This is a genomic window from Chryseobacterium flavum, assembly GCF_003385595.1.
Lineage (GTDB): Bacteria > Bacteroidota > Bacteroidia > Flavobacteriales > Weeksellaceae > Chryseobacterium > Chryseobacterium flavum.
The window spans coordinates 25,331-49,211 of sequence record NZ_QNUE01000006.1; the positions used below are offsets into that span (position 1 = coordinate 25,331).

Annotated in this window: 20 protein-coding genes; 1 reads left to right on the plus strand and 19 read right to left on the minus strand. The window is 37.2% G+C overall.

The genetic code is table 11. The features are described from left to right. The first annotated feature begins 1 nt into the window (after window position 1). Window positions 2-925 carry a bestrophin family protein gene (locus DRF59_RS08770; RefSeq protein WP_115958826.1) on the plus strand — a complete coding sequence of 308 codons (924 nt, stop codon included), beginning with the start codon at window positions 2-4 and terminating at the stop codon, window positions 923-925. On the opposite strand, the gene DRF59_RS08775 is transcribed toward DRF59_RS08770, so the two are convergent. The 19 genes from DRF59_RS08775 to DRF59_RS08875 form a co-directional block, all read right to left on the minus strand. Next, window positions 910-3,168 (minus strand): GAF domain-containing protein, encoded by a 2,259-nt coding sequence (locus DRF59_RS08775; protein ID WP_241505510.1) that lies wholly within the window; start codon window positions 3,166-3,168, stop codon window positions 910-912. The two genes, DRF59_RS08770 and DRF59_RS08775, sit on opposite strands and share 16 nt — an antisense overlap. 323 nt (window positions 3,169-3,491) lie before the next feature. Continuing rightward, window positions 3,492-4,514: a hypothetical protein gene (locus tag DRF59_RS08780; protein WP_123873673.1), complete on the minus strand. Its 1,023-nt coding sequence runs from the start codon at window positions 4,512-4,514 to the stop codon at window positions 3,492-3,494. A 60-nt stretch (window positions 4,515-4,574) separates the two neighbouring features. After that, window positions 4,575-5,744, minus strand: coding sequence for a hypothetical protein (locus tag DRF59_RS08785; RefSeq protein ID WP_115958831.1), 1,170 nt, complete (start codon window positions 5,742-5,744; stop codon window positions 4,575-4,577). 3 nt (window positions 5,745-5,747) lie between these two features. Further along, entirely contained in the window at window positions 5,748-8,864 is a 3,117-nt protein-coding gene (locus DRF59_RS08790) for a peptidoglycan DD-metalloendopeptidase family protein (RefSeq protein ID WP_157967445.1), read from the minus strand. A 17-nt stretch (window positions 8,865-8,881) separates the two neighbouring features. Further along, complete coding sequence (locus DRF59_RS08805) at window positions 8,882-9,385, minus strand: DUF4280 domain-containing protein (protein ID WP_115958837.1); 504 nt, start codon at window positions 9,383-9,385, stop codon at window positions 8,882-8,884. 109 nt (window positions 9,386-9,494) lie between these two features. Further along, the gene (locus DRF59_RS08810) at window positions 9,495-10,568 is read right to left on the minus strand and encodes a hypothetical protein (protein WP_115958839.1); all 1,074 of its coding nucleotides are present in this window, start codon (window positions 10,566-10,568) and stop codon (window positions 9,495-9,497) included. A gap of 146 nt (window positions 10,569-10,714) precedes the next feature. Next, window positions 10,715-12,094: an NADH-quinone oxidoreductase subunit N gene (locus DRF59_RS08815; protein WP_115958841.1), complete on the minus strand. Its 1,380-nt coding sequence runs from the start codon at window positions 12,092-12,094 to the stop codon at window positions 10,715-10,717. A gap of 16 nt (window positions 12,095-12,110) precedes the next feature. After that, on the minus strand, window positions 12,111-13,604 hold the full coding sequence (locus DRF59_RS08820; RefSeq protein WP_115958843.1) for a complex I subunit 4 family protein: 1,494 nt from the start codon (window positions 13,602-13,604) through the stop codon (window positions 12,111-12,113). Window positions 13,605-13,606: 2 nt separating this feature from the next. Continuing rightward, a complete protein-coding gene (gene nuoL / locus DRF59_RS08825) occupies window positions 13,607-15,520 on the minus strand; it encodes an NADH-quinone oxidoreductase subunit L (RefSeq protein WP_115958845.1) in 1,914 nt (637 codons plus the stop codon). A 2-nt stretch (window positions 15,521-15,522) separates the two neighbouring features. Continuing rightward, complete coding sequence (gene nuoK / locus DRF59_RS08830) at window positions 15,523-15,852, minus strand: NADH-quinone oxidoreductase subunit NuoK (protein ID WP_002983557.1); 330 nt, start codon at window positions 15,850-15,852, stop codon at window positions 15,523-15,525. A gap of 4 nt (window positions 15,853-15,856) precedes the next feature. Further along, window positions 15,857-16,354 carry an NADH-quinone oxidoreductase subunit J family protein gene (locus tag DRF59_RS08835; protein ID WP_115958847.1) on the minus strand — a complete coding sequence of 166 codons (498 nt, stop codon included), beginning with the start codon at window positions 16,352-16,354 and terminating at the stop codon, window positions 15,857-15,859. After that, window positions 16,354-16,908 carry a NuoI/complex I 23 kDa subunit family protein gene (locus DRF59_RS08840; RefSeq protein WP_115958849.1) on the minus strand — a complete coding sequence of 185 codons (555 nt, stop codon included), beginning with the start codon at window positions 16,906-16,908 and terminating at the stop codon, window positions 16,354-16,356. The genes DRF59_RS08835 and DRF59_RS08840 overlap by 1 nt, the downstream gene beginning before the upstream one ends. Window positions 16,909-17,034: 126 nt before the next feature. Continuing rightward, entirely contained in the window at window positions 17,035-18,096 is a 1,062-nt protein-coding gene (nuoH, locus tag DRF59_RS08845) for an NADH-quinone oxidoreductase subunit NuoH (protein WP_115958851.1), read from the minus strand. A 90-nt stretch (window positions 18,097-18,186) separates the two neighbouring features. Beyond that, window positions 18,187-19,185 (minus strand): 2Fe-2S iron-sulfur cluster-binding protein, encoded by a 999-nt coding sequence (locus DRF59_RS08850; protein WP_115958853.1) that lies wholly within the window; start codon window positions 19,183-19,185, stop codon window positions 18,187-18,189. Window positions 19,186-19,221: 36 nt separating this feature from the next. Then, window positions 19,222-20,118, minus strand: a complete 897-nt coding sequence (locus DRF59_RS08855; RefSeq protein ID WP_115958855.1) for a hypothetical protein — start codon at window positions 20,116-20,118, stop codon at window positions 19,222-19,224. Beyond that, on the minus strand, window positions 20,119-21,477 hold the full coding sequence (nuoF, locus tag DRF59_RS08860) for an NADH-quinone oxidoreductase subunit NuoF (RefSeq protein ID WP_115958857.1): 1,359 nt from the start codon (window positions 21,475-21,477) through the stop codon (window positions 20,119-20,121). Window positions 21,478-21,489: 12 nt separating this feature from the next. Beyond that, the gene (locus DRF59_RS08865) at window positions 21,490-21,999 is read right to left on the minus strand and encodes an NADH-quinone oxidoreductase subunit NuoE family protein (RefSeq protein WP_115958859.1); all 510 of its coding nucleotides are present in this window, start codon (window positions 21,997-21,999) and stop codon (window positions 21,490-21,492) included. Window positions 22,000-22,100: 101 nt separating this feature from the next. Further along, a complete protein-coding gene (gene nuoD / locus DRF59_RS08870; protein ID WP_115958861.1) occupies window positions 22,101-23,324 on the minus strand; it encodes an NADH dehydrogenase (quinone) subunit D in 1,224 nt (407 codons plus the stop codon). 60 nt (window positions 23,325-23,384) lie between these two features. Further along, on the minus strand, window positions 23,385-23,879 hold the full coding sequence (locus DRF59_RS08875) for an NADH-quinone oxidoreductase subunit C (protein WP_115958863.1): 495 nt from the start codon (window positions 23,877-23,879) through the stop codon (window positions 23,385-23,387). Between the last annotated feature and the right edge of the window lie 2 nt (window positions 23,880-23,881).

Consider the following 23,881-nt stretch of genomic DNA (forward strand, 5'->3'; position numbering starts at 1 on the left):
GATGATTGTCAGACAACGTGCGAACTGGCTGAAAATGTTATTTATATGGAGGGGGTCTGTTTTGAAAAAAATTATAGTCCAACTTACTATCATAACTCTTTTTTCCCTGGCAATTTACTATTTCAAAGGTAAAATCTTTGATTATAAAGTACACCTGAATCCTACTATCTTTACATTGATAGGATTGGCTCTCGCTATTTTTATGGGCTTCTGTAATTCGGCCAGTTATGACCGTTTCTGGGAGGGGCGGAAACTTTGGGGGCTGCTCGTCATTGAAACCAGGTCTATGACAAGACAGATCTTGTCATTGATTAACGATCCATCTCCGGTAGCTGGAGAAGAAAAGCAAAAAATCATCAAAATGATTTCAGCATTTTGCTGGTCACTGAATTACCAATTGAGAGATAAATCCGGGACGGAACATTTATCAAGGCTGCTTTCTCAGGAACAGGTAGATCAGCTGAAAGGTAAAAAATTCATTCCTGGTATTATCCTGGAATTTATTGCAGACTGGCTGAATGAACAAAATAAAAAGGGGAATATAGATACCATTGTACTGACCGCTTTAGATCATCAGCTCAATCAGTTCTCCAATATTTCAGGAGGTTGTGAAAGAATCTATAATACCCCATTACCTTTTGCTTATAGTGTTTTGCTTCATCGCACTGTTTATCTGTATTGCTTCTGGCTGCCTTTTGGATTAGTGGATTCTTTAGGCTGGATGATGCCTTTAATAGTTCTGTTAATAAGTTATACTTTTATTGCTCTGGATGCTATTATCCAGGAAATCGGGGAGCCTTTCGGGGAAGAAGAGAATGATCTTGCCCTGAACAGTATCTGCCGTACCATCGAATTTTCTATTTTTGAGCAGGCAAAAATTCCGCAAGGTGAACTTAAAAAACCGGATACCTATTTTATAGACTGATCCTGACTTATCGAAACTCTCAGCGCCAACAGTCCCGTGATTCCCTGAAGATCTTCGACCTTTAAAAATTCTACATCATGTTGCAGAATACCTTTTTTCTGGAGTTTTGAGATATAGTCCAGATATTCCTTTTGGTTTTCCATTCCAAAGTAAACAATGGTTATTTTCCCTGGGGCAGTGATCCTTTCTGCTGAATTTTTGATATGAGCTTTATCAAGGCGCTTTTTGATGATTTCATAATATGAATTGTAGGCACCGTCTACATCAAAACGTTTTTCATCCATCCGGAACCGGATATCTATTTTTTCGTTATATACAAATATCAGGGAAGCGATATCAAGCTGGATCGGAAGGTCCTTTTTAAAAATCTGAAAATCAAGTTCCATTTTGCAGATGGTTTTCAGCTGCCAGTATCTTAACTTATGAATAACTTTTGAAGTATAGTGCAGGTCAGGGGCAATTGTAGAGCCAATGTACAGATTATGTTCTACGCCATCAGATTTGAACCGTTCATAATAATGAGGAAATATGTCCTGTGCTTTGACCTGATTTTCATCCAGCATGTCAGCTAATTTTCTATTGACTAGTGTAATGGAATCATCAAGTTTTTTCCTGTGATTGTAAAACAAATCAGTCTGGGAAAGTACCTGTAAAAAGTAGTTTTTAATCTTTGATTTTACTTCTCTTGATGATTTTACTTCCAGCTTCCCTTGTAAGAAAGGATGAATTTCCTCCCTCAGTAACCGCTGAAAACGCTGTTCAGTGTCCGCTTTGATTTCATTGTTTAATTCATTTTCAAAAACATCCAGTGCAAGCATAAATTTTTCTGAGTCAGAATTTGTCAGTGTTAAGATCTCATTCAGCCAGTCGATCTGCTGATTAAGGTCCTGAAGCATCAGGTTAAAACGTTTTTCAGAAGAAGACCGGATGTCTGATACCCCAAACAATGGAGTTAGATTTTTAAATGAAATCTGTTTTAAAGTATACATTTTCTTTCCGAGGGAAGCAGTAAAATATTTTTCTGCTTCATTTCTGAATTTCCAGACAACGCTGTCATGAATACTTGTATATTCACGCTGAATAATGGCTTCAATCTGATAATTTTTTTCAAAATAAAACCTGCTCAGAGAGAAAAGAATCATATCAGTAAAAAACTCCAGTTTTTTTAGCTTCAAACCGTTAAAGCTACCTGCTACAGGAGAAGTGAACTCCATAATGGCAAGAAGCTCATTATCTTTCATGATGGGAATCACCATGAAACTGTTAATATTGTTGTTTTTTAAAATGCTGAATGACGGAAGTTGTTTTACATTTGCATCCAGGTTATCAACATTGGAAACGACAATAGGTTTTGAATTGTGACTTAAATTATCGAAGGTATTCTTCCTGATTTCCTCATCAAAAGTGTTGATCCAGAAATCAAGAATATGATTAGTCAGAAGACTCTCATATATGGGCAGTTTATCAAGCTTCTGCTCTTTCTTGTTGAAAGTCATTAATCCGAAATTAAGCTCAGCGACATCAAAATAAGATTTGAAAATCTCTGTAAGGTTTTCATTTGGGTTGAGATCTTCAGGATCAATTTCGATCATGCTTGATTTCAGATCAGATAAGGCAACTTCGGAGGTACAGTCTACAAGTGAAATGATGGTAAATCCTTTCAGTACCCAGGATTGTGAAGGAAAGTATTTTTTCCATAATTTAAAGTCATCAAGGTTTTCCAGAAGCATATCCATAATATCCTCGGAAGGGATTTTAGCATGCTCTGTAGGGTAAATTTCGGTAAAATCTGAATTGACTGTAATTTTGTAATGTTTCATGATCCCCTGTTTATTGGGGATATCATAATAAAGAGGGATTGTGCTTTTTATATCTTTTTTGAAATAACTCTGGAGAATTAAACAGCAGCAGAACACATAAAATTCATTATCATTGATATTTCTGAGCTCAATTTCAAAATCTTTCCCCGCATCTTTCAGAATATTTTTAAACCTTTCAGTATAATTAAAGGTAATATTGGAAAGAGGAATACTTGCTGCTTTTATTTCATTCTTTGTCAGGCCTGTAGGAAAAAGATCCGCCAGAAGTAGTCTGATAAGGTCTTCATGCTTTTCAAGCAGACTGATATCCTGGAATCCTTCTTTTATTTCTTTGAAGTTCCTGGTTCTGTCGATCAGAGATTCAGCATAATTAACCCGGTATTCAAGACGGTCATTATAACGGATATGTTCCAATACATCCAAATATTTTTTGAATGATATGTAAACCTTAAAGGGTGAGTCTTTTTTATAAAGGTTAGTCAAGTACTTAAATTTAGAGTAAAGTTATGAAAAAAACACCACTTCTACGGGATGCTTTTAATTGAAGAAGGGAACTCTCAGGAATACTCTAGGTCATCTTTTTAGGAAAAATTTCGAAAATTCCGTATGATTATATCTTTGCTTTTCTTTTTTTATAAAAGTTAAGGAGATCTGGTGCTGATATTGTAATTAAGTAACTTAATGACCCGATGTCGGTTTTTGAAGAAACGGGCTATTGTTTTATATAATCTTGAATATTTCTGGGTTTATTTACATGGCTCAAGGATCAAAGGTGTTTTACCACCGTTTTCTTTGATGAGAAGGAAATCATTGCCCACAAATTCCAGCTTTTGTTTTTTCATATTATATAATCCGGTCCATTGTAATTCTGCTTTTCCGTTTTTTTGTAGAATCAGTTTTCCTATCACCTTATCTTTTGATATTTCTTCATCTATAATTTTCAAATTCTCTTTATAGTAATCTTGCTGAGAGGCTAGGCTTGCATATTTTAGAAGATATTCATTTTTATTGGATACCTTTTCAACCTTTAGATTGATGTAAATTGCATTGAAATCATATAGGGATAAATAACCTTCATTTTTATTAATCTCAAGTTCTGTTAATTCATTTTCACAAATTACAGCCCAGGTTCCTTTTAAATCCGAAGGAGTGGTGCTTTGATTTGCGTCAGCTATTATATCTTTTTTTGAAGAGCTAGTTTTCTCTATAGTAGGAATATCATAGGTTTTATCAGATAAGAGTTTATTTCCCAGGAAGAACTTACATTTTAATTCATCATCTTTTTTGATGATTTCTGCTTTTGGGAATTTAAATCCTTTCGTTTCCGGGTTATCCTGAGTATAGTTGAGTGAATCATCTATTTCAATGATTTTATTTGTTTTGCTTCCGATATAATATACTCCTAAGTTACTGCCATAGTAATCCCTGCCTTCAATTAATATTATAATATTATCAAGATCAGACTTATAAAGATGGAAAACAATTTCAGGATTTTCATAATAAAATTTCAATGTTTTTTTTATTTCAACATTTCCTTTTTTAAAGATAAGTTCCTGATGAGACGAGTCTGACTGTATTGAAATAGAATAACCATTATATAAAGTAGTATACAGTGGCTCCTCAGGTTTATTGACAGGTTTTACTAAACTGAAAATTTCTTTAATTTCAGTTTGTTTTACAGCCTTTTGTGGTTCAGATTCTTTTAATTTGGTGTTATTACAGTTTAATAATAAACCAAAAAAAGCGAATAGAAAAGTTAAATAAGTCAATCTCATTGTTTCCAGAATTTTGAATCCGCCCTCATAAACTAACTTATTGTTTTAAATTGCCTATTGTAATTTTTCAAGAAACGCTGTAGTTACATCTTCAAATTTGATTTTTCCGAAGTTCTTTTCTGTCCATACCTTCATTGGCATACTCCTCTCATGGTTACTCTTGTCAAAATAACTCTCCCCATATTTATGTAGATAAATTTCATTTCCATTAACCTTAAAGGTGATATAGGTACTCACCAATATGTTATAATCCGAGCAATCCTGATGTTCTATTGTGAAGTAATTATTTTTCACTGCTACTGTCTCGAATCCCTCAGATATACAACTGTTTCGTTTATCAAAAACCAAATAGTTATTACTTTTCCACAATACATTTCCTTTGTAGATCTTTATGGGTAGGTTAAAATGCTTCTGGTCATATGCGTCTTTATCCGAAATATTCTTTAAAACGTCAATCCGATATTTTATCTGATCATTATTGAAGTTGGCATTAGTACTAAAAACAGGTTCTTCAGACGTAGAACCAGAAGATTGTATACCTATAAGAGAACGAATTTCGTCTAAACTCTTATATTGTGGACTATGAATTTCATTGACAGTCATATCAGGCTGAGTTGTACTTCCCTTAAAATAAATAAAGGGTAATTCACGCTGGTCCTTAGGTATTATATAATCTCCATCCCTTTCAAAATGGTTGTTTAATGAGACCAGAATTTTCTTATCAGCATTTGTTATCAATTCTTTTATATCGCCAGGATATCCCCAAAATGTTTTTCCTGGATATTGAGTATCCTGCAAGGCAGGGTTAAAGTATAAAAGGGGAATTTGTTTCCCATTTTGAATATCATAGATAGCATAATCAACACCATCTTCATACCCCTGAGCTCTGATAATTTCATTTAGCTTATCATCATCCAAATTTACCAGCCATTTTTTGTTGATAGAACCTGATGGATAAGAGAATTGATACAAAAGCTTACCATTCTTAAACCAATATTCATAAGATGTTGTAGCACTGGCATCTGAGGTTGTTATTACCGTTTCCTTTTCATTATCACCATCAATATCAAGCTTTTCCTGGCTTATTATTTTCTGGTCTTTGGGAATAAGTTGTTCAATTTTAGGACTTGGATCAGAATGTTTATTACCGATATTCTGTCCTGAAGTTTCCTTACAGGATAAAAAGAATATATTGATAATGATTAAGTATTTTGAAATTTTCATAAATTATAATCCATTTTGAGAGTTACGGTCAGGGTTTGTATTAACAGCTTTTCCAAGTTCCGGTATTTCTGTTAAAGGATTAAATGAAGGTTTAGACATCTTTTCTGTCCGGACTTCAAAATGCAAATGTGCCATTTTCGCAGGCTGTCCAGAGGCATTTCCTGTTTGTCCGGTTTTTCCGATTTCTTTGCCTGCTTCAAATTTGCCTGTTTTATATTCCGAAAGATGACAGTACATAAAGAAATATTTCTTTCCATTATATGTTCCTTCTAAAAATGTTCTATGGCCATATCCTCCCGGGTCAGCCTTGTAAGTGACTTCTCCGTCGATACAAGCATATACTGGAGTTCCAACAGGAGCATAAAGATCCAAACCATCATGCTTACCACCTGATCTTCCATGGAAATCACTTTTCCCTGGTGTCCATTGGGTATCAGAATACCATCCTCTTAATTCCATATTATCAAGTGGGTTATGCCATGCTGAATTTGGTTCAGCTTCATTACCATTACACTCAGAGACTTTAAAAATTTTGATCATTTGTTGTAAATGCTTCCATCTGTCTTCTCGGGATGGGGTTAAGCTATTTACTATATTTACTATTTTATCAAAATTTTCTCTGGTAACTCCTTTTTCTGCTTCATCTTGGCATCCGTATTCTTTCCAATATGCCATACTAGCTACTGTGCCTTCGTTTAAATTGTTAATATTATCGGCATCTATGTCTACACCAAATTCTGAATAATCACTTTTTAATCTGGAATTTATTTTATTATATTTATCTTTTCCTGTAATTTGAATAATTCCACGTCCTCTATATTTCCATCCGTCGCCACTTGCCGCATCACCATTACCATTTCTGTTAGCATATGCATTATTTGCAATAGCTACTGGATTAGAAGGATGCTCAGATGTTCTGCCATCTCTATAAGATCGTTCTCTATTTTGATAATAGTAACTAAATATTACTTCATATTTATTTTTTTTGGCGTTCCATTTTCCTTTATATAAAACATCCGCCGAATAATTAAGATTTTCTCCATCTTTAACATCCATTGATGTTCCTATTTCTTCTCTGACCTGAGCAAAGAAATGAGCTTTTTGCTGACAGGTATTAAGTCCTAATTTACTATTTGCTTTATTGAAGGCATCCCTTAACTCTCTTTTTTTATCTTCAGTTGCATCCGTAAATATAGCATTAAGTTCTTCCATTGTTAAAACTCCACATCTTGGACATTTCTTAGAAACTTCAAAATAAGCTCCATCCTTCTTCAGAAACTCCTTATCATGCTGCTTCTCTCCCTGAGCTTTAGCGTGAAGATACAAGAATTCCGGTACCTTTTTCAATAATTTAAAGGTAATGGTATTTCCGGCACTGTAATCTTTTATTTCTAAAACTTTTTCTATTTCTTCAACACTGGATGTCTTTCCGTCTTCTATTTTAGGATTTCCACGTTTGCCTTCTTTAGCATTTTTGAGGATCGTTCCGGCGATCGATTTTTTTTCAGCGTCATTTTTTATGCTTGTAGGACCACCGAAGGTATAGGTGTAAGTTCCGTCTTCTTTTCCTTTGCTGATCTTATCTTTCCATTGTTGCAGTTCTTCTTCGGATTTTGGACGGAGATGAATCGGGATTTTGACCATATTGTCTTTTACTGTTCCTGTGAATACTGTTTTTTCAGTTCCTGGAACAGCCTGTCCGGCAGGCGTTTTCTGCTCCATCTGTTCTTCGGTAATTTCCAGAACAGGTAGAATGGCATCTGCGGTACCTTTGATGATTCCGTCTTTTTCTTTGATGGAGATAGAGACCTGTTTTCCATCCAGCAGCATAGTTCTCGCTACCAGATACAGTTTATCATCTAATGGAGCACTGTCTACTTTTTTGAAGTCTGCGCCCAATTTAAAGGTTTTAAATGTTACTGTTTTTTGATTGACAGTATCTTTACCGTAAGCTTCAGCAGTTAATGCTGCGGCAATCACTTCAAGAGTAGTATATTTTTTCTGAGATTTCAGGCTGTCTTTAATTTTATCAAGAATAGTTTTTGCCACCTTATTTTTCTCTTCAGCAGTTCCCGTTTTGTTGCCGCTTTTACTTCCTCCGAAAGTATAGGTATGGGTACCATCTTCTTCTCCGGTTTGTTTGATATATTCTTTTTTTGCAAAATAGGCATCCAGAAGGTCTTCTACTTTTACCGGATCCACAGTTGCAGGAGAGACTCCTCCCGGAGGGGGAGAGGTTGCCGGCTGGGTATTATGGGCAGTTCCATGAGCTGATTGGGGTTCTGGCTGAGGTTGTACCGGAGCTGGTTCGGGTGATTGTTGTTGTTGTTGTTGTTGTTGTTGTTGTTGTTGTTGTTGTTGTTGTTGTTGTTGTTGTTGTTGTTGTTGTTGTTGTTGTTGTTGTTGTTGTTGTTGTGATGGTTGGCCAGACACAGGACGTAATTCGTCAGGAGTACTGACATTTACGTTATTGGTTGCATGCTTTTTATGGGCATAATATTCTACCGTTACATAGAATTCTATTTGCTGTGGATCTGTTTCCCCCTGCATCGCTTTTCTCATAAGCGCTTTTGTCAGCATGAATTCTGCTCTGGCAATTCCGTTTTTTACCTTCTCCTTTTTGCTGTCTATAGGAGTATTGCTGTTACTATGTCCTGAGCTACCGGCATCATCTTCCCAAAGAGTAAACAGCAGATACTCAGCTTCCAGGTTCATACATCTGGCTTCTGCAACCAGTTTTTCTGTAAAACTGAAGACGGTTCCCGGGGTATCATCTATATATTTTAATTCAACTTTATTAATTTTTGGTACGTCGCTGGGCTGGGGTTGTATTTCCAGCGCCATAGGTGCTCTTCCTTCCGGATTGTGAAGATATGCCTCTATCCTGAATGTATCTTTATAGGCTGTTGTATTAAAAGTAAAACTGCTTACCCCAACTTTCTTTATGTTAGTAGGTACAAACTTTCCATTTACCTTTTTAAACAGGTGCCAGGTAACGAGTGCCGGATTTCTTTTTGTTATTGGAGTGGCCGGATACCATTCGTCTATTGTGTAGGTAACCTGCTCACCAACTTTTGGTTTGGTATTTCCTGAAATTTTATAAACTCCTTGTTTTGACATGGTGGAAAAGGTTATGGTTAATAAGCATCTGCTTCATGGTCTTCTGTCTCCTTCTGAAATTCTTTAAAATCTAAAAAAGGATTGATATGATGCTGTTCCTGCGGATCTGCATTTTTTATATTCTGTTTACTCATAGCCGCGGTCTGCCCGTGTTCCATAATGGTGATCTTTCCTCCTGTGGAACACATAAGCTCTGAAATTTCTGTGACACAGCTTTTTCCCAATATTTTTACTTTTTCATAAGTTTTTTGCCATTTTCCGGCAGGAGAATAGGCACAGGGAAGATATCCTCCCGCTGATGGTTTCAGTTTGCACTTTCCGAAACTTGGACCCTGAGGGTTAAATTGCAGATCATCTTCAGTGACAGCCAGATAATCAGCCTGCCCCTCTTCATTATTCCAGTAATGTTTCTGATGGGAAGTTACTTTAAACTGTGGAAACAGGTCTCCCTGATTACATTGAGCTTTTCCTTTCTGTATAACGAAATGTTTTCCGTCATGTGGTGATGCGGATCCGGACATATTTTGCGTTTTTGGTGTTGCTTCAAAGATACTAAATTAACTTAAATGTAAAATAAGACATTTTTATTTTCCGTTATCAATAGCAATTTCAGTTTTTAATCTCTCTGTTTTATTGCTTTTCCATGATAACAACATCTTTTTCGGTTACATCACCAATCTGAATTTCAAAAGATCCGATGATCTTTTTAATAACCAGATCTGTGCGGTCAAAAATATATTCAGCTTCATGATTGCAGGACACGGAGCGGCTATTGAAAGAAGCCTGTTCCTGATATGGATAGCTTTTATCATAAAGCTCGTTAAGATTCCGGTAATCACACGATTTACCACTTTGGATAATTTTTAGAGGTTCATCAGCAGCGTTTTGCTCTTTGGGTAAGATCCGGTTATAAAGCTCGAAACGGATAGGGGAAGCATTGGTCAGCCATGGAATAAAGTCATGGTAAATCCCGGAGTCTGTCCAGTCACTATACTTTGCCCTGTAAAAAGAACCAAAAAGAAAATGTACCGGCAACGTCTGTCTGATACTTGACATCGTATGATCTCTATCTTCCACTTTTTTCTTCATCTGATCAATATATGAAGCAGAAAAATTGTCTGTAAAATATTTCTTCAATGTATCCAGTTCATTTTTAATAGCTAATTCTGGATGGTAGAGTTTCACATCGGTAAGCTCAAGTGCTGAGTTTACCCTGATTTCTACAGGAAACAGAATTGCTGCGCAGGCTTTAGCTAGGCCGGCCATTTTACTGTCAGATTCCATTCCGTCTTTACCGGATCCGAAGATCTGCAATGAAAAGAAATGATCATTTTTTTCAGCTCTCAGGTATTTCAGCTCTGTCTGATACTGATAGCCCGCCTGTAGAATTCCATCCTGATATTTCTGATGTCTGATGGTATAGGCCCCGCCCAGTAAAGGAATCTGATATATCATTTTCCCATGAGGAGGATGGTAATATAAGCTGTCACCCCTGTCATTGATCTGTTGGTTAAGAATATTGATTTCATCTCCGAATGGGATATGCAGAAGAGTTCCGGGGTACAGCTGTACAGGTTCCGCAAGCCTGTTGTGACGGGCACAGTATGTATTGTGAAATTCTTTAAGGTATACGGGGTTTTCAACTTTCAGGTCGGCAGCAATCTTTTCTAAAGTATCGCCGGGCAGTGTCATATAGGTGATCATGTGATGGGTGTTTGGTAATTAAAGGTCATAATTATAACCTCAGGAACCGGAATCAGTTTCTGGGGGTGTAATTTATAAAAAATCCTACAAAAAAAAGACCTTTCAGATTTTTGAAAGGTCTTTATAAGATATTTTTAATATACATTTTATAGTCCGAACATTCTTGCAAACAGATCCGGGAATATTCCCAGGATGATAATTGCTGCAATTACAATTACTGCAATGATGTTGTAAGTAAGGGTAACTTTTTCTGAGGACTTGAATGTAGATTCTTTAAAGAAGAACATTGCAATGATCAGTCTTAAATAGTAAGCGATAGATAGGGCAGAACCTAATACCGCTACCAATACCAAGAAAGCTGCGCCATTCATAGCCTGGGAGAATAAAGCAAATTTCCCCATAAAACCAGCTGTTAAAGGAACCCCAGCCATTGAAAGCATAGAGATCGTAGCAGCTGTAGCCAGTAAAGGCTCTGTTTTTGCCAATCCTTTAAATGCTCCGAAAGAAGTTTCTCTTTTTAATTTCTCTACCCAGATCAGGCACATGAAAACTCCTACTGTTGATAAAGAATAAGCAAATAAATAGAAGGCCAGGTTATACGTTGACAGACTTGTCATTCCGAAGAAAACCAGTCCGATGTATCCTGCATGGGAAACTGAAGAATATGCTAACATTCTTTTCGCATTTGTTTGGGCAAGACCCATTACGTTTGCCAGCAGTAAAGTTATGATTAAGAATACCCCAAGTACATTGATCCATTCATGAGTCACTCCGGCAAAACCGATCGTCATTAATCTGAATAATGCAAAAAAACCGGAGATTTTTACCACACTTGCCATGAAAGCTGTAATCAATGAAGGAGATCCTGCATATACATCAGGGCTCCACATATGGAAAGGGGCTAAGGCCACTTTGAAAGCAAGAGCACAAAGGATAAGTAATACCCCTAATATAAACATGATATTAGTAGTATTGGCAACTCCGAAATCGTGAATCTTATAAAGATCAAAGCTTCCCGCGCTTCCATAGATGAAAGCAATTCCGAAAAGTAAAAAGCCTGTTGCAAATGCTCCCATTAAGAAATATTTAATTGAAGCTTCGTTCGATCTTAAATCAGTTTTATTAGCTCCTGCCATTACATATAATGGAATAGAAAGGATTTCTATACCCAGGAACATCGTCACTAAGTTCTGGTAACCGAAAAGGATAATTCCTCCACATAATGCAAACAGCATTAAAGCGTATAATTCTGACTGGTGACTTCTGTGGTTGCTGAATGCAAAACCTCCCAGAAAGAATAACAATAAGGTGGTTACAATTGATATTTTAGTGAATAATGCAGTATTGGCACTGTATTCATACATATGTCTGTAGTGTTCGAAGAACGAACATTCTGGCATAAAACTTACGTACAATGCGATGATTAATCCCAAAATCCCAATGTATCTTGCGAATTTTCCTTGTTCAAAAACTCCTGAAAATAACGCAATAACTGCCGTTAGGAAAACAATAATTAAAACACTCATTTCTTAAAATATCAAATTAACTTACCATTGATTGGTAGATAAACTTCACTGAACTACTCACCATGTCGATTACCGGTTGCGGGAAAATACCAAGTAAGATCACAAAAACCGCTAAACTTGCCAATACAGAAAATTCTACACCTGATAAATCTTTTGCTGTACTTAGAACGGCTTCATCTCCTTCTCCAAACATTGCTTTTCCGTAGAATCTCAATAAATATACAGCACAAAGAATTACCGTAAGACCAGCAATTACAGCCGCTGTTCCGTTAAAATCATACACTGATTTAAGAAGAATAAATTCCCCGATGAATCCATTGGTTAATGGCACTCCCATTGAACCTAATATTATGATCAAGAATAATACGGCAAACTTAGGCGCTACTTTAGCTAAACCACCCATTTGTCTGATATCTCTTGATTTAAATCTTTTGTATAAAATATCACAGCAGTAAAATAATCCTACTACATTGATACCGTGAGCAAATGTCTGAACCAAAGCTCCTTCTGCTCCTTCTACATTGAATGAGCCTCTTAAACTTACCACTGCTGAAGCAAAGATCCCTGCTACCATCAATCCTACGTGGGAGAATGATGAATAAGCAATGATTCTTTTCATATCTGTCTGGATGATTGCAATCAAGGCTCCGTGAACAATACCCACGATAGCAAGGATGATTACAATCTGCCCTGAAATTCCGGCAATCGGAAGCGGAGTGATTGGAAGTAAGTAACGCATTACGCCATAAACCGCCATCTTAAGCATGATACCCGATAATAACATCGATCCCTGAGTAGGAGAGTAGGTGTAAGTATCCGGCTGCCATGTATGGAACGGGAATACCGGTAATTTCACTGCAAATGCAAAGAAAATAAACCAGAATACCACCGTCTGTTGTGTTTCGTTCAGCTGTGCGTTATATAAATCTGTTAAAGCGAACGATGCAGAGTGATTGTACACATAGATCAATCCGGCTAACATAAATAATGATCCAACAAATGTATATACGAAGAATTTCGTAGTAAATTCAAACCTTTTATTTTCTTGTCCCCAAAGTCCGGCTATAAACCAAATCGGAATCAGTGTTACTTCCCAGAAAATGTAGAATAGTAATCCGTCTAAAGAAGTGAAAACTCCTACAAGCCCGAACTGCATCAATAGAATCAATCCGTAGAATGTATTTCTGTAGTTTACATTTTCATTGAAAGAAGATAAAATAATGATTGGAGCCAGAATATTGGTCAGTAATAAAAGAAGCATGCTCATCCCATCAATACCGAAGTGAAGAGAGCTCTTCATAAACTGTGACCATGGATAATTGATCTCATGCTGTAAAACACTGTCTACTGTCGGATTAAAATTAAAATCCGAAAGCATATAGAAGGTAATAAGCATTTGTACCAATGCAATTCCAAGCGCCAAATATTTGCTGGAGCTATTTTTCCAGGCAAAAACTAATCCCGAACCTACTAGAGGTAAAAGTAATAATGTTAATAATAAACAAGACATTATTATTGTAATAAAAAGTTAACAATTAATATGATTCCCACAGCTAAAGACATGATAAGAATATACGTCTCTACATTTCCGTTTTGTACACGCTTCATAGCTTTTCCACTGTCTTCAGCCCCATCACCTACAAAGTTTACAAAACGATCTAATATACCCTTATCAAACATTTTTCCTCCTCGTCCTAATCCTTCAACAGTTTTTACAATCAATGCATTGTAAAGTTCGTCTACATATAGTTTCTTAGCAGAAAGCTTTTCCCATCCGGTATAACTTTCTTCTGCGACAGCCATCTTTTTCTTTTTCACATAAGTATTTCTTACAATGAACCATACAGAGAAGAACATAAGTACTGTAGCTGCTAATAATATCATTTCAGTATTGAAAGGAACTCCTGAAAGAGTTGCTTCCATCTGGCTATAGCTTTGTTCTGTAAGAACAGGTTTTAACCATTCCATCAGTTTAGCATAGTGCCCGTGACCGATGAAGTGCGGAAGGTTGATGAAACCTCCAACTACAGAAAGAACAGCCAAAACGATCAATGGTAATGTCATATTTGACGGACTTTCGTGTAAATGGTGCTTTTGCTCTTCAGTACCTCTGAATTCTCCGTGGAATGTGAGATAGTATAGTCTGAACATATAGGTTGCAGTCATTGCCGCTAAAACAAATAAGATTACCCAGTAAACTGGATTTTTAGCGAAAGCTGCTACTAAAATTTCGTCTTTAGAGATCATCCCCGATAATAAAGGAAAACCTGATATTGCTAATGTCCCGATAAGGAATGTGGCATGTGTAAGAGGAATATATTTTTTAAGACCTCCCATGAAACGCATATCCTGTTCGTTGCTCATCGCATGGATTACAGAACCCGCACCTAAGAATAATAAAGCCTTAAAGAACGCATGCGTCATTACATGGAACATTGCTGTTGTATACGCTCCAAGACCTAAAGCAATGAACATAAATCCAAGCTGTGAAACAGTAGAGTATGCCAACACTTTTTTGATGTCGTTCTGACGAAGTGCATAGAATCCAGCTAAAGCAGCCGTTAAGAATCCGATGAATAAAATCCCTCCCTGAACCGTTGGAGCTAAAGTAAATAAGAAGTTGGATCTTACTACTAAATAGATACCCGCAGTTACCATCGTTGCCGCGTGGATTAACGCAGAAACCGGAGTTGGTCCGGCCATTGCATCTGGTAACCATGTATATAATGGAACCTGAGCAGATTTACCGGTAGCACCGATGAATAAACTCGCTGTGATAAAGATAATCACTGTTCCGTCTAATTCAAATTTTGAAGCGTTTTCTGCTACAGAAAGATAATCTACAGCATTGGTCTGAGCAGCAATCATGAAGATCCCGATCAATAACGCAAGGTCACCAATTCTGTTCATAATGAAAGCTTTTCTTGCCGCTTTACCATATTCCTCGTTGGTATACCAGAATCCGATCAGCAGATAAGAACAAAGACCTACCCCTTCCCATCCGATGAATAAGATAAGGTAGTTGCTTCCCATTACCAAAAGTAACATGGAGAAGATGAAAAGATTAAGGTAAGTAAAGAACTTATAAAATCCTTTATCATGACTCATATATCCGATAGAGTATAAGTGAATCAGTGAACCGATTCCCGTAATGATCATAACCATCATTAAAGAAAGTTGATCAATCTGGAATCCGAAATTGATCTGAACTCCGTTTACTCTGAACCATTCAAAAGCTTTTACGATTACGGGCTGGCTTTCTGAATTGAAATTCATGAAAAGGCTTACAGCAATGCAGAAAGATCCGAATACTACTGCAGTTGCCAATGATCCAACCAATATTTTTGGAAGGCTTTTCCCGAATAAACCGTTAATAAGAAACCCTAAAAGTGGTAAAAGTACTATTGCATATACTAGATTCTCCATTCTTATCCTCTTAATTTATTAAATATACTAACATCTACAGAACGGGTGTTTCTATACAGCATAGCAATAATAGCCAAACCTACTGCTACTTCAGCAGCAGCAACCACCATAATGAAGAAAACTAAAAGTTGTCCGTCGCCGTTTCCTTTATATGCTGAAAAAGCTGCCAATAAAAGGTTTACAGAATTCAGCATAAGCTCTACACAGCCCAGAATCACAATAGCATTTTTTCTAAGCAATACTCCCATTACTCCCAAACAGAATAAGACTGAAGACAGAATAATGAAGTAATCCAAAGGGATGCTTTGTATAAATGTATTTACTTCTCCCATAATTTTATAAATCTTTTTTACCGATTAATACCGCGCCTACAATACCTGCTAAAATGAGAATAGAAGCAAGCTCAAACGGTAAAACATATTCATTAAACAAAAGTTTACCCAGATTTTTAGTAAGACCCACACCTTTGTCTACATTTTCAACGACAATGTGGTTGTCTCTTACTCCTCTGAATACTCCTAACACTCCTACCAGAAGAAGACCTGCCGTAAAAACTCCCACAAACTTTAAAGTATTGTTTTTCTTACTTTCGTCTCCTTTATTAAGGTTAAGCATCATTAAGATGTAAAGGAAAAGCACCATAATGGCACCTGCGTAAACTATAATCTGGATAATTGCCAGAAACTGTGCATTAAGCAAAATATACATTCCGGCAATTGAAAACATTGTAACAATTAATGACAAAATAGCATACAAAGGATTTTTTGCAAATACAAAGTAAACAGCACTTGCAACTGCTAAAAACGCCACCAAGAAAAATAAAAACTGATCCATTATTTTACCGCATTTTTTTGTTTCTCGGATTGTCTTGTCGTGATATCAATCCTTTCATTTATTTTTTCAACTAATTTATCTTTTCCATAGATGAAAGATCCTCTGTTGGTTTCCACATCCACCAGTCTGTCAGTAAGATAGATGGCAGATTTAGGACAAGCCTCCTCACACATTCCACAGAAAATACATCTCAGCATATTGATTTCATATACTGAAGCATATTTTTCTTCTCTGTAAAGATGTTTCTCTTCCCTGGTTCTTTCAGCAGCAGTCATAGTGATCGCTTCAGCAGGACATGCCACGGCACAAAGTCCGCAGGCTGTACATCTTTCTCTGCCTTCTTCATCTCTTTTCAAAACGTGCTGACCTCTCCAGATCTCTGTTCTTGGTTTTTGAACTTCAGGATAAGAGTAAGTAGGCGGACCTTTTACAATATTTTTTACAGCATGCTTAAATGTGATCCCCATACCTGTGAAAATCGCCGGTAAGTAGATTTTTTCAGCAAGGGTCATTTCTTTATTAGAAACAACTTTTGATCTGTTTGTAAGTTTCATTTAATTATAGATGTTAGATGTTAGACACTAGATTTTCGACTAATCCTGTCTCTTATCTTAATTTTTAATATTATGAAGCTAAAGATAATTTGCATTAAATTTTCAGATTAGCTTATTTCAATTCTCCTAGTTTCCGAACGCTAAAATTACAGCTCCTGTAATTAATAGGTTTACCAATGCCATTGGGATGAGTGTTTTCCATCCCAGGTGCATTAACTGATCATATCTGAATCTTGGAAGCGTCCATCTGATCCACATGAAGATCAGGATTCCAAGTACTGTTTTAAATAAGAACGCTGCAATACTTAAAATTCCTGCAGTATTTTCACCCCAGTTTTGAGTTACCCATTCTATTCCCGGATAATTGTATCCACCAAAGAAAAGAACTACCATAAAAGCATTTGAGATGAACATGTTCACATATTCCCCAAACATATAAAGTCCCAGCTTCATTGAAGAATATTCTGTAGAATATCCTGTTACCAGTTCGGACTCACATTCAGGTAAATCGAACGGGTGTCTGTTTGTTTCTGCCAGAGCGGCAATGAAGAATACAAGAAAAGCGATCGGTTGATAGAAAATATTCCAGTTCATACCGTCAAGATGGATCAATCCCCATAGTTTTCCTGTAGTCTGGCTTTCTGTTATTTCTTTAAGGTCTAAGCTTCCTGTCATCATAATGATGGAAAGTAATGCCAATCCCATTGCCAATTCATAAGAAATCATCTGGGATGAAGCACGGATAGCCCCGATTAATGAATATTTGTTGTTGGAGGCCCAACCTCCGATCATAATTCCATATACCCCGATAGAAGCCATTCCGATGATGTAAAGTACACCCACGTCAATATTTGCTACCTGAAGATCGAAAGAAGTTCCACCGATATTTAAACTTTTACCCCAAGGAATAACCGCTCCCGTGATCAGTGAAATAAACATTACGAGTGCCGGCCCCAGTATGAAGAGGAATTTCTCAGCATTGGCAGGTGTGAAATCTTCTTTAAAGAAGAATTTCCCCCCATCAGCCAGTGGTTGTAGTAATGCAAATGGACCTGCTCTGTTCGGCCCGATTCTGTCCTGCATAACTGCTGCTACTTTTCTTTCTGCCCAGGTAGAGTAGGCCGCTATCGTCAAGGATAGCAGGAAAAGAGCTAATACAAGTATAAGTTTAAATGTAATTAAATCCATTTTTATTTAGATATTAAGATGTCAGATGCTAGATGTCAGATTTAAATTTACTGTCTGAAGTCTGGTATCTGAAATCTGATGTCTTATTAATTATTTTTCGTCTTTTTCGCTGATTTCTTTAGCCATCGGATTATCCAGAACCCGTAGTTCATCTTTTGGTTTTTCGTAGTGGTTCAATGAAATCACAGAATGTCTGTCGATATGCCTAGGCCCTTCAATGTTCCAGTCTGATAAAGATTTTCTTTCGAAACGACATGTGTCACAGATAAATTCTTCAACTTCACCCCATTGGTCTTTTCTTGCAGTTACTCTTACAATTTCATCTCCTTTCATCCATACTACAGCCTTCCCGGAACATTTATCACATTTGCAGGTTGCATTCATTGGCTTTGTAAACCATACTCTGCTTGCAAAACGTGCTGTTCTGTCTGTTAATGCTCCCACAGGGCAAACGTCAATAACATTTCCGATGAAATCATTGTCCAGAGCTTTATTCAAATAAGTAGAAATTTCAGCATGATCTCCTCTGAAAAGAATACCGTGTTCTCTTGATTCGGTAAGCTGGTTTGCAGTAAGCACACATCTTGCACAAAGAATACAACGGTTCATATTCAATTTGATGTGAGGTCCAAGATCATCTGCTTCGTAAGTATTTCTTTCAAATTCGGTCCTTGTATTCTCCACACCATGCTCATATCCTAAGTCCTGGAGGTGACATTCTCCGGCCTGATCACAGATAGGGCAGTCCAGCGGGTGGTTTACCAATAAGAATTCAGTAACCGCTTTTCTTCCTTCCTGAGCTTTCTCGGAAGTAAGGTTTTTTACTTCCATTCCGTCCATAACATTCGTTCTGCAGCTTGCCACTAATTTCGGCATTGGACGAGGATCTGCCTCAGATCCTTTAGAAACTTCTACCAGACATGTTCTGCATCTGCCTCCACTGGTCTCCAGTTTACTGTAGTAGCACATTGCCGGAGGAACAGATTTTCCGCCAATCTGTCTTGCTGCTTCCAGAATAGAAGTACCAGGCAAAACTTCAGTGGTCTGTCCGTCTATAGTTATTTTGAATTTTTTAACCTCTTCGCTCATATTCTATGCTTTTTCGCTTATGCAGTAAGCTATATTTTAATTATACTTTTTTGTATTAAATGTATATCCAATTCCGAAATTGAACTGTGCATACACAAAATCTTGTGAAGCTTTATCGGGCTTATTGTTCAGAGTAGTCTTAATGTCGGGCATATTAATATATCCTAATTTTCCTTCTGCCTGAACAACAATATGTCTTATAGCAACCAGACTTAATGCCGCTCTTATATCAGCTCCGAAGCCGGCCAGATGAAATCTGTCACTTCTTTCATTTCCCATCAGTCTTACATTGGATTTAGGTAATAAAGCTCCCAATCCACCACCATAACTCAAGAAAAGATCAAAATTCTTTTTATCCCATACATTGTGGTATTTCTGTGCTCCAATGTTAATATAGTTCAGTCCATCAGTGTGTTCAAACGTCAGGAATCTTTCATCGCTAAGGTCTACTTTTCCATTCTGAACCATGGCAGCATATTCCGGATTGTCAATATATCCTTTAAAATTTACTGACTGATTCTGATCCATTACATATTTCATATGATCCATCCCAAGTGTAAGCCCCAGATTATCCTTAATAAAATAAGTAATTCTGTAGTTTACCTGAGGAATTGTAATGTTTGTTGGATTAAAATATACTCCCCATTCAAATTTTGTCTGCCTGTCATGGGCTACCACATTATTCAGCTGAAAATCATATCCATCACCTTTGAACCGGATATCTGAATTTGAATATACAGCATTATTCCACCCCCAAAAAGCCATAACAGATCCCTTTTTAAACGGATTTACAACCTTTTTCTGTAAAGATTCTTCTACTCTGCGGTTTGCCATGTCCACAAGTGGACTTTCTTTCACCAATGTATCACTTTTAGCTTGCTGAGCTAAAACAAAATTCGACAACATTAAGCCGACAACAAAAAAATTTTTCATCTATGCGTTTTTTTCAACAGCCGGAATAGGATCTGCATAATTTGCCAATCCATAATTTTGTGTTAAACACAATTCTGGGTTTTTAACATGCCATTCAAATTCATCTCTGAAATGACGGATTGCTGCTGCAACCGGCCAAGCTGCGGCATCACCCAATGGACAGATTGTATTTCCTTCGATTTTTCTCTGGATATCCCATAGAAGATCAATGTCTTCCATTTTTCCCTGTCCGTTTTCTATTTTCTTTAGAATTTTATACATCCATCCTGTACCTTCACGGCAAGGAGTACACTGACCGCAGCTTTCGTGATTATAGAATCTCGCTAAAGTCATCGTGTGCTCTACAATACACTGATCTTCATCCAATACAATGAAGCCTCCGGATCCCATCATCGTTCCGGTAGCAAAGCCACCATCTGCCAATGATTCGTAGTTCATATATCTTGGCTCCCCATTAACGGTTCTCAGTAATAAGTTAGCAGGAACAATCGGAACAGAACTTCCTCCGGGAATACAAGCCTTTAATTTTTTACCGTCTTTAATACCACCACAATATTCATCAGAATAGATGAATTCCTCTACCGTGATGGTCATGTCTATTTCGTATACACCAGGTTTATTGATGTTTCCACAAGCTGAAATAAGCTTCGTACCTGTAGACCTACCAACTCCGATTTTAGCATATTCGGCTCCTGTAATATCAATGATTGGAACTACTGCCGCAATGGACTCAACATTATTTACTACTGTTGGTCTTTCCCAAAGACCTTTTACAGCCGGGAATGGCGGTTTTAATCTTGGGTTACCCCTTTTTCCTTCAAGGGATTCAAGCAATGCAGTTTCCTCACCACAGATATATGCTCCACCTCCTCTCTGTACATAGATTTCCAGATCGAAACCGGTTCCTAAAATATTTTTACCTAAAAATCCTGCTGCTTTGGCTTCTTCAATAGCCTCTTCCAGAATATCCGGAATCCATGAGTACTCTCCACGGATGTAGATATAAGAAGTATTGGAACCTAAACAGTAAGATGAGATTAACATTCCTTCAATCAACAGATGAGGAAGGAATTCCATCAGATACCTATCCTTGAATGTACCAGGCTCAGATTCATCGGCATTTACCACCAGGTGTCTTGGAACGCCTTCAGGTTTTGCTAAAAAGCTCCATTTCATCCCGGTCGGGAATCCGGCTCCACCACGTCCTCTTAATCCTGAAACCTTTACTTCTTCAAGGATCTCATCAGGAGTCATCTTCAAGGCTTTTTCAGCCGCTGTGTAACCTCCCTGTTTACGGTAAGTTTCAAAGTAGCGAATGCCTTCTATATGTGCGTCTTTAAGTAAAAGTTTTTTACTCATTGTATATTTTAATTAATCCAAAGCAATTTGTCCCTGTCTGCAAAGATCAAGGATTTCATCTACTTTTTCTATCGTTAAATTTTCATGAAAGAATTTGCCAAGCTGCATCATTGGCGCATATCCGCAAGCTCCAAGACATTCAGCAGGCTTTAATGTGAACATACCGTCTTCAGTAGTTTCCCCATCCTTAATATTCAGTTTGGTTCTGATATGATTAAGGATCTTTTCGCTTCCACAAACCATACAAGGTCCTGTTCTGCAAACTTCCAAAACATATTTACCCACCGGCTTCATATTAAACATGGTATAAAAAGTAGCCACTTCATATACTTCGATCGGTTTGATACTCAATAGTTCTGCAACATAATCCATTACAGGAACGTCTAACCATCCTCCGAATTCTTTCTGTGCCAGGTGAAGTACAGGCAGAAGAGCAGATTTCTGTCTTCCTTCAGGATATCTTGCGATAATTTTGTGTACCTGTGCTAAACTTTCCGGTTTAAAAGCTATTGTTTCGCTCATTTTATCTAAGATTTCAGATGTCAGATTTCAGACATCAGATTTTAAATTTATATATAAAGCTAAGAGTCCGGCATCTTATCTGATACCCGACATCTTATTATTTATGCGTCTAATTCTCCCGCAATAATATTCATACTACACATGGTTACAATGGCATCTGAAATAACAGAACCTGTAATCATTTCAGGATACGCCTGATAGTATATGAAACATGGTCTTCTGAAGTGAAGTCTGTAAGGGCTTCTTCCTCCGTCACTTACAAGGTAAAAACCTAATTCACCATTTCCACCTTCTACAGCATGATAAACTTCTCCTTTTGGAACATCAGTTTCTCCCATTACAATTTTGAAATGGTAAATCAATGCTTCCATTTTCTGATATACATCTGCCTTTTCAGGAAGATAAAAATCAGGAACATCCGCATGGAACGGACCCTCAGGAAGATTTTCGTATGCTTGTTTGATGATTTTGATAGATTCCCAGATTTCCTGTTGACGAACCATGAAACGGTCGTAAGTATCTCCGGAAGTTCCTACAGGAATAATGAAGTCGAAATCCTGATATGAAGAATACGGTTGTGCAACCCTTACATCATAATCTACCCCTGCTGCACGTAAATTCGGACCTGTGAAACCATAGCTTAATGCTCTTTCGGCAGAGATCGCTCCAGTACCGATGGTTCTGTCCATGAAAATTCTGTTTCTTTCTAATAGGGTACAGAATTCTTTAAACCTTGGCGGGAAAGTTTTCAGGAAATCCTTGATTAACTCATGGAATTTCGGAGTAAAGTCTCTTTCAAACCCTCCAATTCTTCCCATATTTGTAGTCATTCTCGCTCCACAGATCTGCTCGTACAGATCATAAATACGTTCCCTTTCAATAAACATATAGGTAAGGCCTGTAATAGCTCCTGAGTCCATTCCGGTTACCCCATTACAGATCAGGTGATCACCGATTCTTGCTAATTCCATTAAGATAACACGCATATAGTCTACACGTTTTGGAACTTCAACACCAATCAGTTTTTCTACTGTCATGTGCCAACCTAAATTATTGATCGGTGCAGAGCAGTAATTCATACGGTCGGTAAGGGTAGTGATCTGAGCGTAGTTTCTTCTTTCGGAAATTTTCTCAAATGCTCTGTGGATATATCCTACTGTTTGCTCAGCGTGAAGGATTCTTTCTCCGTCCATCGTTAGGATATTCTGGAAAATCCCATGAGTAGCAGGGTGGGTAGGTCCTAAATTGAGGGTGTATAATTGTCCGTCAATCTGTTCCTTACTTTCGTACTGGTTAAGTATATTAGATAATGAGTTATCTTTCATAATTTAAATGCTTTAGGCTATAGGCTTTAAGCTTATTGCTTACTGCTTATGCATTATTTTTTATCTTCCGAACATACTATCGTTCTTATCCGTTCTTGTACCATCTTCAAGGCGATATTCTTTCAACATCGGATGATAGCCAAGATCTTCCATATTTAGGATTGGTCTCAGATCCGGATGCCCTTTAAATTTAATTCCGTAAAAATCATAGGTTTCTCTTTCCATCCAGTTGGCACCGGCGTATAGGTCCACCAGAGAGTCTACCTCTATATTTTCTCTGGACATAAATATTTTCAGACGTAATCTGAAGTTGGTCATCATGTTATGTAAATGATATACAACCCCTATTTCTTTATCCGGGAATTCAGGGTAATGAATTCCACAGATATCAGTAAGGAAGTTGATTTCCAATGATGAATCTTTAAGATAATGGATGATCTTTTTGATATCGTCTTTTTTTACTTCAATAGTCAGCATTCCATAAGGCTCTGAACTTGAAATAACGGACTCCGGAAATTCTCTTGTGATTGCTTCTAGTACAAATTCGTTTGTCATTT